Source organism: Endomicrobium proavitum (assembly GCF_001027545.1).
In the GTDB taxonomy this organism is placed as follows: Bacteria; Elusimicrobiota; Endomicrobiia; order Endomicrobiales; family Endomicrobiaceae; genus Endomicrobium; species Endomicrobium proavitum.
In genome coordinates this window covers 1,525,389-1,544,041 of sequence record NZ_CP009498.1, presented here as the reverse complement: position 1 = coordinate 1,544,041, position 18,653 = coordinate 1,525,389, and the positions used below count along the sequence as shown (strand labels likewise).

The following is an 18,653-nucleotide window of genomic DNA, read 5'->3' as shown; positions in this document are numbered from 1 at the left end:
AATATTATTTTATTTATCTTTAACTGTTTCCCGCTCTTTAAGACCGGTGCCTGCAGGTATTAAGTGACCTATAGAAACGTTTTCTTTTAATCCCTTAAGCGTATCAATTTGTCCGGAAACCGCGGCTTCAGTTAAAATTCTGGTGGTTTCCTGAAAGGACGCCGCCGAGATAAACGAATCTGAAGACAGCGACGCTTTCGTTATTCCAAGAAGAATAGGATGCGCCACCGGAGCTTTTCCTTTTTTAACTTTTACAGCTTTTTTGTCAACTTCATATTTTGCTCTTGAAATTATTTCGCCGTTAAGATACTTACTGTCGCCCGAGTCCATAATGCGGACGTTAGACAACATTTGACGGACAATTATTTCAATGTGCTTATCGTTAATTGTAACGCCCTGAAGTCTGTAAACCTGCTGAATTTCGTTTACAAGATATTCCTGAACTTCTTTAGGACCTTTAACTTTAAGTATATCGTGAGGATTTACCGCGCCGTCGGAAAGAGCTTCGCCTTCTTTAACTCTGTCGCCTTCGTAAACAACCAAATGGCGTCCCGCGGGAATAAGATAATCTTTTGTCATTTTGGATTCGGCATTTTCAACTTCAACTTTTATGCTGCCTTTAGCCGTAACTCCGCCAAGATGAACTACGCCGTCTATTTCAGAAACAACGGCTGAATTTTTAGGTCTTCTGCCTTCAAAAAGTTCGGCAACTCTGGGCAAACCTCCGGTGATGTCTCTTGATTTAGAAACTTCCTGAGGAATTTTTGCCAAAACGTCTCCGGCTTTTATTTTGTTGCCGTCGTGAATTACAAGCGTTGTAGCTACCGGCAACGGATATTCCGCAACGGTTTTATTATCTTTTTTAATTATGATTCTCGGCGTCTTTCTGTCAGCGGGGTGTTCAATAATAACTCTTTCAATTTGTCCGGTTATTTTTGATTTTTCCTTCTGCAAAGTTACGCCGTCTTTAATATCTTCAAAATGAACGGTTCCTTCAAATTCCGAAATAATAGGTTTTGAATGCGGATCCCACTTTGCAAGCAATACGTTTTTCTTTGTTCCGGTGGCGGAATCGGTTTTAACTTCTACTTTTTCGCCGTCGGCAACTTCAACAATTGCTCCGTAGGGAATCTGATAAACGTTTCTTCTGTGAACCGGATATTCCGTGTAAACAAGTTCCGCATTTCTGCTAAGCACCACAGATTCGCCGTTTTTATTTTTAATTGTTTTTATGTTGTAAAAATCTACGGTACCGTTGTTTTCAGCGTAAATTTCAGAACGAGACACAACGCGGCTTGCGGTTCCGCCGACGTGGAATGTTCTAAGGGTAAGCTGCGTTCCCGGTTCGCCGATAGACTGCGCGGCAATAATTCCGACGGCTTCGCCCACTTCAACCTGTTTGCCGGTTGCAGGGTTTACGCCGTAACATTTTGCGCATATACCGTGTTCGGCTTCGCAAGTCAAAATGCTTCTTATGCCTATTTTATCAATGCCCGCGTCAATAAGCTTCTGCGCTTTTTCCGGAGTTATAAGCTCTCCGCGTTTTACTATAAGCTCGTCGTGAACAATATCTACAACGTTATCAAGCGCAATTCTTCCCACTACGCGCTCGTCAATTTTTTCAACCACTTCGTCGCCGGACTGCAACGTTCCGATAAATACGCCGTTGACGGTTTTGCAATCCGCTTCTCTTACAACTACATCGTGGGCAACGTCAATAAGTCTTCTTGTAAGGTATCCGGCTTCCGCGGTTTTAAGCGCGGTATCGGAAAGACCTTTACGTCCGCCGTGAGTGGAAATAAAGTATTCCAAAACGGTAAGACCTTCTCTAAAGTTTGAAATAATCGGAGTTTCAATAATTTCTCCGACGCCTCCGGAAAGTTTCTTCTGCGGTTTCGCCATAAGTCCGCGCATGCCGGCAAGCTGACGAACCTGCTGCCTTGAACCTCTTGCGCCGGAATCCGCCATCATATATATAGAGTTGAAACGATTCTCGCCCGCTTTTAACGGCTCGGCGTCGTCTTTTCTCATTTCGTCAAACATTATGTCTGCAACTTCGTCTGTAACTTTCGTCCAGATGTCTATGATTTTATTGTAACGTTCGCTTTCGGTTATAAGACCGAGTTTTGCCTGTTTTTCTATTTCTTTAATTTTTGCTTTCGCGTCTTTTACAAGCTTTTCTTTTCTTGGCGGAATTTTCATTTCGTCTATAGAAATTGAAACGCCGGCCATAGTTGCATATTTATAGCCAAGCTTTTTAATTTCGTCAAGAAGAACTACAGTTCTGTATTGACCAAGCTCTTTGTAGCATCTGTCAACCAGCGCGCCGAGATCTTTTTTGCCGAGAACTTTATTTAAATATCCCAAAGAGTAAGAACCGTCTTCGTTTTTAGGCATTTGCTCGTTAAACAAAACTCTTCCGACGGTAGTGTAGTTGATAACTTCTTTTCCGTCTTCGGATTTATAGTTTTTCCATTTGGAAACGTCGGACTGTTCGCTGTCTTTAAGTTTTTCGTCTCTTATATTTGTAAGGCCTACAACTTTAATTCTTGCCTGAAGATCCACTTTTTTGCACTGGTAAGCGCTTATAACTTCGTCAACGGACGAGAATATTTTGCCTTCGCCCGCAACGCCGTATTTTTCTTTAGTAAGATAGAAGCTTCCAAGAACCATATCTTGCGAAGGCACGGCGATAGGCTTACCCGACGCCGGCGACAAAATATTTCTTGTTGCCATCATCAAAACTTTCGCTTCAAGCTGCGCTTCAAGAGAAATAGGAAGATGGACAGCCATCTGGTCTCCGTCAAAGTCCGCGTTAAAAGCGGAACATGTTAACGGATGAAGCTGTATGGATTTTCCTTCAACCAAGACCGGCTCAAAAGCCTGAATGCCGAGTCTGTGAAGAGTAGGCGCTCTGTTTAAAAGCACGGGATGATTTTTGGTAACTTTTTCAAGTATGTTCCAAACTCTCGCGTCGCTTCTTTCAAGCATTCTTCTTGCCGATTTAAGCGTAGCGTTTTCCTGATTTATAAGTTCTTTTATAATGAACGGTTTGAAAAGTTCAAGCGCCATTTCTTTTGGAAGTCCGCACTGGTTAAGCTTAAGCGTAGGGCCTACAACGATAACGCTTCTGCCGGAATAGTCAACTCTTTTTCCAAGCAGGTTCTGACGGAAACGCCCTTGTTTGCCTTTAAGTGTGTCCGACAAAGATTTTAACGGTCTGTTGCCCGCGCCTGTTACCGGACGGGTTCTGGAATCGTTGTCTATTAAAGCGTCAACGGCTTCCTGAAGCAAACGTTTTTCGTTATTTATCATAACCGCAGGAGCTTTAAGCTGTTCTATATGGCGAAGTCTGTTGTTTCTGTTGATTATTCTTCTGTATAAATCGTTTAAATCCGAAGTTGCAAAACGTCCGCCGTCAAGAGCTACCAAAGGTCTTAAATCCGGAGGAATTACGGGAAGAACGGTAAGAATCATCCATTCCGGTCTTGTGCCTGAATTTAAGAAACCTTCAACTACTCTGAGTTTTCTTATAAGTCTTGCTCTTTCAGCGTCTGATTTTGTTTTTTTAATTTCAGCGTGAATATTTACCGCTTCTTCGTCTAATTTAATTTCTTCAAGAAGTTTGCGGACAGCGGCGGCGCCGATGTCAACTTTTAAGTTGTCGCCGTAACCGTTGTTGATATTTTTAATATCGCTTTCTTCCAAAAGAAGAGAATTTTCCGGTTTTGCAAAATCTTTCATAAACGGAATTTCGTTTCTTGCGGTTTCAATTCTTAAATGTCCTTCAAATTTTTTCAAGCCTTCGGAATTTTTTCTTAAAGCCGTAAAAACGTTTTCTTTTTCTATGTCAAAAAACTCTAATTTTATTTTTCTGTCCGGCTCGGTAATGGCAAACGACGCGCCTTTTTCAAAGTTTTCGGACAAAAGTTTTTTAATTTCAGAACGAGCGGAAGAATCTAAATCGTTATAAAAATAAACGGAGTGCGATTTGAAATAGCATTTAAAATAGCGGTCGCCTTTTCCGATATTTGCGACAATTTTCTTTGCGGCTTCGTCTGCGGATATTCCCGCATGATCTGCCTGAAACTTAAGCAAAGATTTAAGCTGTTTTAAAGCTTTAGCGGAATCCGCGTCAAGAGTTATCTCTTCGGCAACTACTCCGTCTAAACTGTTTTTAAACTCTTCTCTTACCACCGGGCTTGAAATTCCGTATTTTATAAGGTCAAACTCTTCTTCTTTTAAGAGCATGCCTTTTTCAACTATGGAAGAAATTCCCGCGCGGTCTTTTAAATCTGCGGTTACTACATACTTTGTATAATAAATAACTTTTTCAAGGTCGGATATTTTCATGTTGAGAAGAATTCCGATTCTTGAAGGCGGTTTTCTTAAAAACCAAAGGTGCGCTACAGGCACGGCTAAATCTATGTGCCCGAATCTTTCCCTTCTTACTTTAGATTCGGTAACTTCAACTCCGCATCTGTCGCAAACGGTGCCTTTGTGTTTAATGTATTTGTATTTTCCGCAGTGACATTCCCAGTCTTTTGTAGGACCGAAAATTCTGTCGCAAAACAAACCTTCTCTCTCGGGCTTGAAAGTTCTGTAGTTAATGGTTTCAGGCTTTTTAACTTCGCCGTAAGACCACGCGCCGATTTGATCCGGGCTTGCAACCGTTACTTTAACGGCGTCAAAATCCGCAAAATTCAAAGCTGTTGATTTTTTCTTCTGGTTTTTAAAATTTATTTTTGTCATATTTTATACCGGCCTTTAGTCTATTATATTACAAAGTTTTAATTAACGTTTAAAAACTGCGGCTTTTATTCTTTTTCTTCGGGTTTTGGCGTTGTTTCTTTGTTTAAAAGTTCCACATTTAAACTTAAAGCTCTCAACTCGTTTACCAAAACTTTAAACGATTCCGGAATTCCGGGTTCGGAAATAGATTCGCCTCTTATTATTGAGTCATACATCTTCACTCTTCCTTCCACATCGTCGGATTTTACCGTCAAAAATTCCTGAAGTATATGCGCCGCGCCGTAACCTTCTATTGCCCACACTTCCATTTCTCCAAATCTCTGACCGCCGAACTGCGCTTTTCCGCCCAGAGGCTGTCTTGTGATAAGAGAGTAAGGCCCTGTGGAACGGGCGTGCATTTTATCTTCAACCAAATGGTTAAGTTTCATAACATACATAACGCCTACCGTAACTTTTTCCATAAACGCTTCGCCGGTTCTTCCGTCGTAAAGCGTAACTTTACAGTCGCTTGTAGGCAAACTTTCTTGCGCAAATTTTGCAAGAGCGTCGTCAAGCTCTTTGCCTTTAAGACCTATTGCCGCAAGAGATTTTTTCTTTTCGGCAAACAGTTGGGCTTTCGCTTTTTCAACGTAATCTTTAATTTGCTCTTCGGTAGCGCCGTCAAAAACAGGGGTAATCATCTGGGTTTTAAGCTCTTTTCCCGCCCAACCCAACATAATTTCCAACAGCTGTCCCACGTTCATACGCGAAGGAATTGCAAGAGGAGAAAGAACGCAGTCCACAGGCGTTCCGTCGGGAAGTCTGGGCATATCTTCAACAGGCAAAATTCTTGCCACAATACCTTTATTTCCGTGACGTCCCGCGAGTTTGTCTCCTACCTGAACTTTCAACTTTGCGGCTATGTAAACTTTTACTATTTTATTTACCGAAACCGGCAGCTCGTCGCCTTTTTTAAGTCTTTCCTTTTCGGCTTCGTAGCTTTTCTTTAGTATTTCTTCTTTAGACGCGTAAAGAGATTCTATTTGAGAACTTTCGGATTTATTTGCTCCGGCAAGCTGCTCTTTTTTATCTTTGCGCAATTTGGCTTTTGCCGCGTCGTAAACTTCGCGGATTTCTTCCTGTTTTTTCTTTCTTTCTTTTTCGGAAAGTTTTTCAAGGCGCACGAAAGTTCTAACGCCTATAACTTTTCCGGATACTCCCGGCGGAACTCTTAAAGAAGCGTCCTGAACGTCTTCGGCTTTTTTGCCGAACAGCACTCTAAGCAATCTTTCTTCGGGAGTTGTCTGTTGCTCGCCTTTGGGCGCGGTTTTTCCTACAAGAATGTCGCCTCTTTGAACGTAAGAGCCGGCTTTTACAACGCCGTCTTCGTCAAGATTTAACAAGTCTTCGGAACCCACGTTTGGAATATCTTTTGTAATCTCTTCGGGGCGGCCTTTAGTTTCTCTTGCTTCCGCCTGAAATTCTCTTATATGAACCGAAGTAAATCTGTCGTCCTGAATTAATTTTTCGGACAAAAGCATTGCGTCTTCAAAGTTGTATCCGTCCCAAGGCATGTAAGCCACGAGAAGATTTTGCCCAAGAGCAAGCTGTCCGTCTTTTGTTGCAGGACCGTCCGCAATTACCTGACCTTTTTTCACAACGTCTCCCAAAACCACAAGAGGCGTTTGATCTATGCAGGTATCCTGGTTGGAACGTCCGTATTTTCTTAAATTGTAAACTTCAATTTCGCCGGATTTGGAAGCTATCATTATTTCGTCCGCAGAAACGGAAACAACTTCTCCGTCCGATTTTGAAATAATTACAACGCCTGAATCTCTGGCTACTTTTTCTTCAATGCCGGTAGAAACCAACGGAACTTCCGTCTTCAAAAGCGGAACGCCTTGACGCTGCATGTTGCAGCCCATCAAAGCTCTGTTGGCGTCGTCGTGCTCCAAGAAAGGAATAAGCCCCGCAGATACCGAAATAACCTGCATAGGGGATATATCCATGTAGTCAACTTTCGTCGGAGGCTGAAACACGAACGAGTCAAATCTGCGCCCGTGGACGGAATCCGAAACTATATTTCCTTTGTTATCCAAAGGAGTGTTTGCCTGCGCGACAAAAAATTCGTCTTCTTTGTCGGCGGTTAAATAATCAACTTTATCCGTAGCTTTTCCGTCTTCAACTTTTTTATAAGGCGTTTCTATAAGCCCGTAAGGGTTTACTCTTGCAAAAGTTGCAAGAGAAGTTATAAGACCGATGTTTGGTCCTTCCGGGGTTTCAATAGGACATACTCGTCCGTAATGAGTGTGATGAACGTCGCGAACTTCAAAGCCCGCTCTTTTTCTGTTAAGACCTCCGGGCCCAAGCGCCGAAAGTCTGCGCTTATGCGTAAGTTCCGCAAGAGGATTTATTTGGTCCATAAATTGCGAAAGCTGCGAAGTTCCGAAAAATTTTCTTATCTGCGCGACAAACTGCGTAATATTTACAAGCGAGCGCGGAGTTACGTTGGTTTTATCCTGATTGTTCATGTGCTCTTTTACAAGACGAGCCATTTGAACAAGACCTATTCTTATCTGGTTTTCAAGAAGTTCTCCGACGGAGCGAACGCGTCTGTTGCCTAAATGGTCTATGTCGTCAAGACCGATTTTTATTGTCTGCTTTCCTTCGGTAAATTCCGTTTCGCCGTTGTAAAGAGCCAAAAGATATTTAAGCGTTACTACAACGTCTTCTCTTGTAAGAGTTCTTTTGTTGTCAGCCGGAATATTGAGATTGAAGTTTTTAGAAAAATATTCAAAAACAGGTCCGAATTTTTTGAGAATTTTATATCTGCCGACGGTGGTTAAATCGTATCTTCGGACAGATTTAAAAAGAAGCTCTTCAAGGAAACCCTGAGCTCTTTCCTGCATTATAAATTCCTGCGTTTTTAAAACTTTATAAATATGGTTAACGGCTTCTTTCTGGCTTTTTATAGGATCTTTTTTAAGAGTTATCAAAATAGAAGCGTCTTTAAGAACAGCGACGGAAGTAAAGCCTTTTTCCTGAAGCTTTTTAACAAGCTCTTCTTTAAGCTCTTTACCTGCGTCAACAATAATTTCGCCGGTAGATTTATCAAAAATATCTTCTGCTACGTATTCGTTTGCAAGCGCGGCGGACGGAGCGTCTAAAGAAACTTCTTTGGATTCTCTGAAAAGATTTAAAATTTCATCGTCGGATTCAAAACCCAGCGAACGCAAAAATGTCGTTGCGTAAATTTTTCTTTTGCGGTCTATTCTAACGTATACAATTCCGTTCTGGTCAAATTCAAACTCTACCCATGCGCCTCTGTAAGGAATCATTCTTGCAAAGTAGAGAGGTTTGCCTAAAACGGTAACTCTTTTTTCTTCGTCTTCTTCAAAAATTACGCCCGGAGAACGGTGAATTTGGCTGACAACGACTCTTTCCGCTCCGTTAATAATAAACGTAGCGGTGTCGGTCATCAAAGGAACGTCGCCGAAGTAAACTTCTTGTTCGGACAACTCTTTCTCTTTGCCGTCTTCTTTTTTGTGCATTAATCTAAGTTTAACTTTTAACGGAAGCGCATAAGTAGCGTCTCTGGCGATGGATTCTTCAACGGAATATTTGGGTTCTCCAAAAGCATAAGAAACATATTCCAATACCAAACTCTCGTCGGAGTTTGTTAGAGGAAATATGTCTTTAAAAGCGCCTTCAAGCCCTTGCGGTTTTCTTTTTTCTGCAGCGACGTCTTTCTGTAAAAATCCCGCGAAAGAGTCTTTTTGCATCTTTAAAAGAAGCGGCGGATCTATCGGTGCGCCGATTTTGCCAAAATTAATTTTATTCATATTTAACCCGCTTTATATATATATAAACGGCAAAAGAAGACAAACGAGCGTCTATTATATATTAATAGACGTCGTTTGTCAACTATTTATTTGATTTTTAAACGCGTTTTGTTTATTACTTAAGTTCAACTGTTGCGCCGGCTTCCGTAAGTTTTTTCTTAATTTCTTCAGCTTCGGCTTTAGGTGCGTTTTCTTTTACGGTTTTAGGTGCGCCGTCAACCAAGTCTTTTGCTTCTTTAAGTCCAAGACCGGTTATTTCTCTTACAACTTTAATTACGTTAATTTTGTTTGCGCCTGCGTTTGCAAGAACAACATTAAATTCGTCTTTAGCTTCTGCTGCTGCCGCGCCGGCTGCCGGTGCCGCTGCAACTGCCGCTACGGGAGCTGCCGCTGAGACGCCGAACTTTTCTTCCAAAGCTTTTACAAGCTCCGACAATTCAATAACCGACAATCCTGAAATTGCTTCAATCAACTGATCTTTTGTTAATGCTGACATTTTACTTCCTCCGTTTTTTAACTGCACAGTGGAAAATTGAATTACAGACTCAAACATCCACAATACATTTATTATTTTTATTTTTTAACATCGCTTACTTTTTTAAAAATTTTCTCGTCGTCATTTCAACTTTAAACTTTTCAGTTTGTCTTTATGCCGCCTGCTTTTTTGCTATTGCGTCAAGAACCGTTACAAAACCTCTGATGTTTGCCGCAAGAACATTAACAAAACCGGTTATCGGCGAGTTCATGCTGCCAAGCAATTTTGCAATAAGAACTTCTCTTGAAGGAAGAGATGAAAGCTGTTCTATAACGCTTGCGTCAACAAACTTCCCTTCCAAAAAGCCGGCTCTTACTTTAAGTTTTGCGTGTGTTTTTGCAAACTCTACTACAACTTTTGCAGGCGATACAATGTCTCCGCCTTCAATTACCAAAGCCGTAGGTCCTGAAAGATTTTCCCCTGCGTCAATTCCCGCTTCTTTCAAAGCTATTTTGCCGAGAGTGTTTTTTACGACGGCATACTCGCTTGAAGTGCTGCGCAGTTTAGCGCGAAGATCGGAAATTTCTTCTACCGTAAGACCGTGATACTCGGTAAGTATCAAGCCCTTCATAGATTTAAATTTCTCGGTTAAACTTTTAACTTCTTGCTGATTTTTTAAATTTGGCATTTTCTGCTCCTATATAACTTCATCTTATATTTTTATATATCATTATACTTTTGTCTTTGACGTGCACAATAAGAATTTTTGCCGTTATCAATTACCCGTCTTCGGCGCGGTTATTTTTGGCTTTGCTAAAAATAAAAAAACTTCTCTGCAAGACAGAGAAGCGCGTAAAATTAAAGCTTGTTTCTCGTCTCGGTAAGATAGAGATTTTGTCTCTTTTTAATGCGACGCGCATCTTACTGTCTGTGACAATATTTAAATGTTGGGAAATTATACAACAAACAAAAAAACTTGTCAAGTCTTTCTTGTCTTTGCAGCTCGGCTTTCGTATATATTAGCAGATTGTAAAATTTTTGCCAAACTATAAAAAGCCGGATATGTTAAAAACCATACCCGGCTTTTATTCTAAAATTATTTCGTCTTAACCGGCAGCAAAAACCCTGCTAAAAGATAAAGAAAAAGAGGTCTTAAAATAATCGGTATCATATATAGCGAGTCATTGACGCGGCTAATATTAGGCAGAAAAGTCACCGTTGAATTAAGCAAGCTTATGGCGACCATTACGGCATACATAGAAGATGCGGCGTAAACTTTTTTGCGCTGTATCCACGAAATTGCAAGCCATAAAAGCGCAATAGAAGAAAACAACTCCAGCGCTAACGGCACTCTGGAGACAAAAGAAATTTGAGAGAATGTTTGCAAATTCAGAATTATCACAATCGCCGAAGCGGCAGCTAAAACGATTCCCGGATTTTTCGTATCCTGACTCTTATAAAAAAGTATCCCGGCAACCAATGCGGCAATAGGAATAATTAATGCGGTAATATTAAAACCAAAACCGAGAAACAATGCAATCCAAACCGCAGATAAAACAATAAGGTTTATTGACGAAGGAGTAGTTAAAGTTGTTTCCTTTGCCCGTTCTCCGTATTGATTTTTCTTTTCTTGGCTGCCTAAAAGCAACAAAATAAAAAGCCATATTCCGCCTATAAAAGGTATTAAGCTTACAAAAATATATGCTCCGCTTTTACCTATATCGTGCAACCTTCTTACAACTATAGCCAAGCCCGGTATCAAAACAAACAGCAAATAAAGAAAACCTAAAACGCCGACCCCTATGGCAAAAATTGCAGGAACATCCTGTCCCAAGCTGCTGCCTATTCTAAAATTTAGAAGAATAAGAGCAACGGTTACAAACAGCTGAATGAAAAAAATATTAAAGAAAGCAAACGTCCAACACTCTCTTCTTGAAGCCCTTGATTTAAAATCTGCAAACTTTTTAAACGCCTCTAAAAAGTATTCCATTTTTTTCTCCCAAGAAATTTATTTACCAATACGACACAACAATTATATTAAATTAAAAAGCCGTTTCAAAATTAAATAACTTTTCCGGCACATTTTAAATGATAATGAGAATATTTTATTCCTACCAACCATGAATTCCTGCTTTCGCAGCAATAACACCAAAAAAAATAACACAACATGTTTTTACGTAATCCGTAATTAGTAATTGTATTTACAAAAAGAAAAAGCCAGATATGATTTTCACATATCTGGCTTTTTAATATTTAATCCGGCAGCGACCTACTCTTGCGGGACCCTGCGGTCCAACTACCATCGGCTCTAACGGGCTTGACTTCCGAGTTCGGGATGGGATCGGGTATGACACCGTTGAAATAACCACCGGAAATAATTCCGATTAACAAACCAACCTAATAGTAGTAGTATTTTTCGTTTTATAAATTTTGTGAGAAAAATTCTCACTTGCTTGATAATCAAGCGAAACACGATTTCGCAACTCTTACACGTTATCCAATCAAAATGAATTAGATAATGTGACCAAGCCGAACGGACGATTAGTATTGGTTAGCTACACGCCTTACAGCGCTTCCACTTCCAACCTATCAAACTCGTAGTCTACAAGTGTCCTTCAGGGAAATCTTATCTTGGGGCGAGTTTCACACTTATATGCTTTCAGTGTTTATCTCATCCATACTTGGCTACTCGGCAATGCTCCTGGCGGAACAACCGAAACACCAGAGGTATGTTCATTCCGGTCCTCTCGTACTAAGAACGAGTCCCCTCAAATTTCCTGCGCCCACGGTAGATAGAGACCGTACTGTCTCACGACGTACTGAACCCAGCTCACGTACCCCTTTAATTGGCGAACAGCCAAACCCTTGGGACCTACTCCAGCCCCAGGATGGGATGAGCCGACATCGAGGTGCCAAACTTTGTCGTCGATATGGACTCTTGGACAAAATAAGCCTGTTATCCCCGGGGTAGCTTTTATCCGTTGAGCGACGGCAATTCCACACTGAACCGCCGGATCACTAGTTCCTGCTTTCGCATCTGCTCGACTTGTCTGTCTTGCAGTTAAGCACCCTTCTGCACTTGCACTCAAGGGACCATTTCTATTGGTCCTGAGGGTACCTTTGAACGCCTCCGTTACTATTTAGGAGGCAACCGCCCCAGTTAAACTGCCCACCTAACCATGTCCTCCCTGTTGATTCAAACAAAGGAGTTAGAACCACAGAACTAATAGGGTGGTATTTCACATTGTCCCTCCACACAGCCCAAAAGCCATGCTTCAAAGGGTCCCACCTATTCTACGCAATTACTTCCATAATTCAAGGCTAAGATACAGTAAAGCTCCACGGGGTCTTTTCGTCTAGCCGCAGGCAACCCGCGTCTTCACGGGTACCACAATTTCGCCGAGTCTTTCGTTGAGACAGTGACCTCTTTGTTACGCCATTCGTGCAGGTCGGAACTTACCCGACAAGGAATTTCGCTACCTTAGGACCGTTATAGTTACGGCCGCCGTTTACTGGGGCTTAAGTTCAGAGCTTCGCCTTGCGGCTAACCCCTCCCCTTGACCTTCCAGCACCGGGCAGGCGTCAGACCCTATACATCATCTTGTGATTTCAGCAGAGTCCTGTGTTTTTGTTAAACAGTCACGAGGTCCATTTCACTGCGACCCATATTGCTATGGGCACCCCTTATCCCGAAGTTACGGGGCTAATATGCCGAGTTCCTAAACGAAAGTTATCTCGCGCGCCTTAGGATTTTCACCCCATCTACCTGTGTCGGTTTGCGGTACGTTTACCTCTAGCACAGGTGTTCAGGTTTTTCTTGGCTCCCCATACAGTTAGCACGCCCCTTACGGAGCTTAGAAATCCATTAATCCGCTAACCTACTGAAAAGCGTAACTGAACACATTATACGCACTAAAGGCAGTTCAGGAATATTAACCTGATACCCGTCGCCTACGGCTTTCGCCCTCGGCTTAGGATCGACTGACCCTGAGCAGACGAACTTTACTCAAGGAAACCTTAGATTTTCGGCGATGAAGATTTTCACTTCATTTATCGCTACTTATTCCGACATCCTCACTTCCTAACGCTCCAGCACTCCTTGCGGTATGCCTTCTGTGCGATAGGAACGCTCCTCTACCACTCTATATTGCTATAGAATCCATAATTTCGGTGATATGCTTGAGCCCCGGGTGTTTTCGGCGCAGAATCACTTGACTAGTGAGCTGTTACGCACTCTTTAAAGGGTGGCTGCTTCTAAGCCAACCTCCTAGCTGTCTAAGAAATTCCACATCCTTTACCACTTAGCATATACTTTGGGACCTTAATTGATGGTCTGGGCTGTTTCCCTTTTGCACGTGAAGCTTATCCCACACGTACTGACTCCTGAGAAATACGCCGGAGAATTCGGAGTTTGGTTAGCATCGCAAAGTGGGTTACACCCGCTCAACTATCCAGTGCTCTACCTCTCCGGTTTAACGCTCAAGGCTAGTCCTAAAACTATTTCGAGGAGAACCAGCTATCACCAAGTTAGATTGGCCTTTCACCCCTATACCCAGCTCATGCAAGACCTTTTCAACGGTCGACGCTTCGAGCCTCCGTCCCCGGTTAAAGGGACTTCACTCTGTCCAGGCATAGATCACTTGGCTTCGGGTCTAATGATAGGTACTGTCGCCCTTTCAGACTTGCTTTCGCTGCGGCTGCTTAATATGCGTTAACATAATAATTAACCTTGCACCTACCAATAACTCGCCGGATCATTCTTCAACAGGCACGCTCTCAGCCGTTGCGGTCAGTTGCCCTTCCGCCATAAGCCTCGAACTGCTTGTATGCATACGATTTCAGGTTCTATTTCACTCCGCTTCCGCGGTTCTTTTCGCCTTTCCCTCACGGTACTAGTTCACTATCGGTCTAAGACTTGTATTTAGCCTTGGAGGGTGGTCCCCCCGGATTCCCACCGGATTTCACGTGTCCGATGGTACTTAGGATACCGCTTCGAGTCAGAAAACTTTCACTTACAGGACTTTCACCTTCTATGGTCGGATTTTCCAAACCGTTCTGTTAGTAATCTGATTGGTAACTCTACTTACGCGGTCCTGCAACCCCGCCGTGTAAACACGACGGTTTAGGCTATACCGATTTCGCTCGCCACTACTTTCGGTATCTCGGTTGATTTATTTTCCTCCAGGTACTGAGATGTTTCACTTCCCTGGGTTGCCTTCCTTGCGGATAATATGGATTACTCCATACTGGGTTACCCCATTCGGAAATCTCCGGATCAAAGGTTATTTGCACCTCCCCGAAGCTTAACGCAGCTTATCACGTCCTTCATCGACAGTCTTAGCCAAGGCATTCGTCATATGCACTTAGTAGCTTGATCACATTATCCAATCCATCTATTCGGTTGGATTAATGTGTTTAAAAATTGCTAAATTGTGTTGTTTTCAAACTGAAACTTATATTACTTCGCTTACGCTGGCAATAATAAGCCCATTTGAAGACGCTTGTTTACCTTTGCTTTTTCTTTTCGAAAAAACTACTACTATTAAGTTGTGAAAGATCTTATAATTCTATATTTAACGAATGTCTTGCCTTGCCGCAGCTTACGCTGTTTAAGGCAATGACATCTGAAAAAATCTTTTGTGGAGATAGACGGGTTTGAACCGACGACCTCCTGCTTGCAAAGCAGGCGCTCTCCCAGCTGAGCTATATCCCCATTCACCAACAATATTTGTTGGTGGGCCTATGTGGAGTTGCACCACAGACCTCACCCTTATCAGGGGTGCGCTCTGACTAACTGAGCTATAGGCCCGCTTGTACAAAACCGTTAATGCCCGCGAGATATAGTCTGCGTACATACGTATAAATTAGCGGCACATTGCTGTGCAGCTAATAAATACAACTAAATAACACACAAATAAACGCCCCGTAAAAAAGGTCAACCCCGAATGTGTAATTCAAGAGACGACCGTTAACATCCCGAAAACCCGAAGGTTTTACGTATGTTTACTCCTTATAAAGGAGGTGATCCAGCCGCACGTTCTCGTACGGCTACCTTGTTACGACTTCACCCCAATCACCAACCATAACTTAGGCGCCTGCCTCCTTGCGGTTAGCTCAACGACTTCTGTTATGACTGACTTTCGTGGTGTGACGGGCGGTGTGTACAAGGCCCGGGAACGTATTCACCGCAGCCTGCTGATCTGCGATTACTAGCGATTCCTACTTCATGTGGGCGAATTGCAGCCCACAATCTGAACTGAGGCCGGCTTTTAGGGATTTGCTCCACCTTGCGGTCTCGCTGCCCTCTGTACCGACCATTGTAGTACGTGTGTAGCCCTGGACATAAAGGCCATGATGACTTGACGTCGTCCCCACCTTCCTCCATTTTATCAATGGCAGTTTCCTCAGAGACCCTGTATTGCTACAGGTAACATGGGATAAGGGTTGCGCTCGTTGCGGGACTTAACCCAACATCTCACGACACGAGCTGACGACAGCCATGCAGCACCTCTGTTAGCTCCCTTGCGGGTCGTAGCCGTTTCCGGTTTCTACCACTAACAGTTCAAGCCCAGGTAAGGTTTTTCGCGTTGCGTCGAATTAAACCACATACTCCACCGCTTGTGCGGGCCCCCGTCAATTCCTTTGAGTTTCAACCTTGCGGCCGTACTCCCCAGGCGGTTCACTTAATGCGTTAGCGTCGACGCGGAAGGGGTCGATACCTCCCACATCTAGTGAACATCGTTTACAGCTAGGACTACCAGGGTATCTAATCCTGTTTGCTACCCTAGCTTTCGTACATTAGCGTCAGTATTGGCCCAGGAAACTGCTTTCGCCATCGGTGTTCCTCCTGATATCTACGCATTTCACCGCTACACCAGGAATTCCGTTTCCCCCTGCCACACTCAAGCCGAACAGTATCCTCAAGCCTTTCCCGGTTGAGCCGAGAAATTTCACTGAAGACTTATCCGACCGCCTACATACGCTTTACGCCTAGTAATTCCGAGTAACGCTCGCCACCTACGTATTACCGCGGCTGCTGGCACGTAGTTAGCCGTGGCTTTTTCTGTGGGTACCGTCAATTTATTCTTCCCCACTAAAAGGAGTTTACAACCCGAAGGCCTTCGTCCTCCACGCGGCGTCGCTGGATCAGGGTTTCCCCCATTGTCCAAAATTCCCCACTGCTGCCTCCCGTAGGAGTCTGGACCGTGTCTCAGTTCCAGTGTGTCCGTTCACCCTTTCAGGCCGGATACCCGTCTTAGCCTTGGTGGGCCGTTACCCCGCCAACTAGCTGATAGGCCGCAGGACCATCTCAAAACGCATTACTGCTTTGACCCCTGATTGATGCCAATCTGTGGTCTTATGCGGTATTGACTCCGATTTCTCGGAGATATTCCCCATTTTGAGGGAGGTTTCCCACGTGTTACTCACCCGTTTGCCGCTAAATTCTGCGATACTCTGCAAAACTTCGCTCAACTTGCATGTGTTAGGCACGCCGCCAGCGTTCACTCTGAGCCAGGATCAAACTCTCCATAAAAAATTTATAGAGATTTGTTATAAGCTCTTAATTACTGATACTACTCTTTTCAATAAAAACCTTGCGGCTTTTATTGGAATTGATTTTTACAAATGACCCTTGAATTACATGATTGCCTCTTTTATGAGGCGCTTGTCTGCGTGTTATTTAGTTTTCAAAGAACTGTCTCCGTCTTTTTGACAGAGAAAAATATTATCACCTTTGCTTATTGCTTTTTCTAAAGCAAAGTGTTTTTATTTGTTCTATTAATAATTAATTGGGGTGTCCTTTTTTTGGAAGGAGTCTTAATAACCCTTAAAACTTCCGATTACACTTAATATGGAAGATTGCTGCTGCGTTTATTAGAAACAAAAAGAACTGTTACTTAAAGCCTGACTATTTAACAACATTTAAAAATTTTTGTCAAGTATTTTTTTGCAGCCTGATTAGTATATATGATTCTAATTTTTTTGTCAAGTACTTTTTTTAAAGAACTCTAAATATATGTTGCGGCGATTGTTATATCAAACTTTTAAAAACTTTGTCAAGCGTTTTTTCTTGAGCCCGACAAGTATATATTATTGCAAAATTCTTGTCAAGCGTTTTTTATTTTCAAAAGATCTTTTTTTCAACCGGAGCAATGTTATACCACAAACGCCGAAATTTGTCAAGTATTAGAAAATCTCGTCGTAAACCGGAGTGTCAACTTTAAAGAAAGCGTCTTCTGCCGCCGACGATGACTCTTTGCCTTTAAGCACTATTATCTCAACGGCGTTGCCGTCTTTAGCGGCGTCGCCTGAGGGAACCATAAAGTTTTCATATCCGTTGTAAATAATTTTTTCTCTCTGCGCTCCGCGGTCAACTAAAAAGTTGACGACGGCTTCGGCGCGCGCGGCAGATACCGCGGCAGAACTGGAATAAACGTTTACCACGGAAGTTTTTTCCGGAAACATTTTTATTGTTTCAACGGCTTCGTTTAGAATTTTTTCCGCGCCGAAAACAAATCCCGCGTCTTGAATATTAAATAAATCGCCTGCGGATATTTTCATTAACAGTCCGCGGTTATCGCGGGCTATTGCGAACTCTTTTTCTTTGTCGTCGGTTTCGCGAGGAGTCCCGAGAACCGTAATTACGGATTTTACCTGCTCTTTATTTCCCGATTTGTCTGAAACAAGAAAAGCTATTCTGTAATTTCCCGGAGGAACAACCGTTCCGTAAATATCGTCTTTACCGTCCCACGATATAAAATCAGGAATTATGCTTGAACTTGAAAAATATATTCTTTTAACCGGAACTTTATAAGCGTTAACTATAACTACTCCGCTGGCTTGAGGGTTTATGCCATGGTCGTCGCTGTAATTTAAGTGAATGTTAATTTTTTTATTTAGCTTGCCGCTTTCTTCTATAAAATATATGTCGTCGGCGGTTCTTAAAGAAATAAGAGGGGGCGTAACGTCTATAAATACGTTTGAACTTTCAAATACGAGGAAACCTCTTTCTATTTCCACCGAAAGACGAACGAAATACTGTCCTTCCGCCACGGATATATTATTGTCGTCAAACCCTTTCCATACAAATCTTTGCGGAAGGCTTTTTGTTCCGTTGAGAGATTTTATTATTTCGTCTTTTGAATCTTTTATTACAAACGTCCACGATTTAACCGTTTCGGAAGATAAAATCTGCGGAATAATTATTACGCCTTCTTTTGTTTTTGCGGAAGTTGAGAATGCGTTATTTTGAATTTCTACCGTCATCAACGGCTGCTCCTGTTGCTTGGGAGCATTTTGGTTATTTTGAGCAAAAACGGTTGTGCAGGCAATTGTCAATACAAAAGACAATGCAAGTAATAAGTTTTTCATATTGTTTATAACATAACATAAATTCTGAATTTTGACAACGGGTTTGTAGGAAACAAAAACGGCAACGGCAAAATACTTTGCCGCTGTGCGCAATCCCTTTTTTTAAGCGGAATTAACGGCATTTAAAAACAAGAGGATCGCAAAATATTTTTTGCAATCCTCTTGTTTATTCTATTTTGAGTGTCATCAGGACGGAACATCTAAATAAAAATCCGAGCATATTCCCGCCATGC

Annotated in this window: 6 protein-coding genes, 2 tRNA genes and 3 rRNA genes; all 11 read right to left on the bottom strand. The window is 42.4% G+C overall.

Annotated elements, in window-relative coordinates:
• Nucleotides 1-9: 9 nt before the first annotated feature.
• On the bottom strand, nucleotides 10-4,752 hold the full coding sequence (rpoC, locus tag Epro_RS06650) for a DNA-directed RNA polymerase subunit beta' (RefSeq protein WP_052571414.1): 4,743 nt from the start codon (nucleotides 4,750-4,752) through the stop codon (nucleotides 10-12).
• 65 nt (nucleotides 4,753-4,817) lie between these two features.
• Nucleotides 4,818-8,573, bottom strand: a complete 3,756-nt coding sequence (gene rpoB / locus Epro_RS06645) for a DNA-directed RNA polymerase subunit beta (protein WP_052571413.1) — start codon at nucleotides 8,571-8,573, stop codon at nucleotides 4,818-4,820.
• 115 nt (nucleotides 8,574-8,688) lie between these two features.
• Entirely contained in the window at nucleotides 8,689-9,069 is a 381-nt protein-coding gene (rplL, locus tag Epro_RS06640) for a 50S ribosomal protein L7/L12 (RefSeq protein ID WP_052571411.1), read from the bottom strand.
• A 151-nt stretch (nucleotides 9,070-9,220) separates the two neighbouring features.
• The gene (gene rplJ / locus Epro_RS06635) at nucleotides 9,221-9,736 is read right to left on the bottom strand and encodes a 50S ribosomal protein L10 (RefSeq protein ID WP_052571409.1); all 516 of its coding nucleotides are present in this window, start codon (nucleotides 9,734-9,736) and stop codon (nucleotides 9,221-9,223) included.
• Nucleotides 9,737-10,144: 408 nt separating this feature from the next.
• On the bottom strand, nucleotides 10,145-11,038 hold the full coding sequence (locus tag Epro_RS06630) for a DUF805 domain-containing protein (protein ID WP_052571407.1): 894 nt from the start codon (nucleotides 11,036-11,038) through the stop codon (nucleotides 10,145-10,147).
• Nucleotides 11,039-11,304: 266 nt separating this feature from the next.
• A 5S ribosomal RNA gene (gene rrf, locus Epro_RS06625) occupies nucleotides 11,305-11,421 on the bottom strand.
• A gap of 147 nt (nucleotides 11,422-11,568) precedes the next feature.
• Nucleotides 11,569-14,425 (bottom strand): 23S ribosomal RNA (locus tag Epro_RS06620).
• A gap of 263 nt (nucleotides 14,426-14,688) precedes the next feature.
• A tRNA-Ala gene (locus Epro_RS06615) sits at nucleotides 14,689-14,761 on the bottom strand.
• A 19-nt stretch (nucleotides 14,762-14,780) separates the two neighbouring features.
• Nucleotides 14,781-14,857: transfer RNA gene (locus Epro_RS06610), tRNA-Ile, on the bottom strand.
• A gap of 205 nt (nucleotides 14,858-15,062) precedes the next feature.
• A 16S ribosomal RNA gene (locus Epro_RS06605) occupies nucleotides 15,063-16,582 on the bottom strand.
• Together the 16S, 23S and 5S rRNA genes with 2 tRNA genes alongside form the textbook arrangement of a ribosomal RNA operon.
• A 653-nt stretch (nucleotides 16,583-17,235) precedes the next feature.
• Nucleotides 17,236-18,420 (bottom strand): T9SS type B sorting domain-containing protein, encoded by a 1,185-nt coding sequence (locus Epro_RS06600; RefSeq protein WP_144412060.1) that lies wholly within the window; start codon nucleotides 18,418-18,420, stop codon nucleotides 17,236-17,238.
• Between the last annotated feature and the right edge of the window lie 233 nt (nucleotides 18,421-18,653).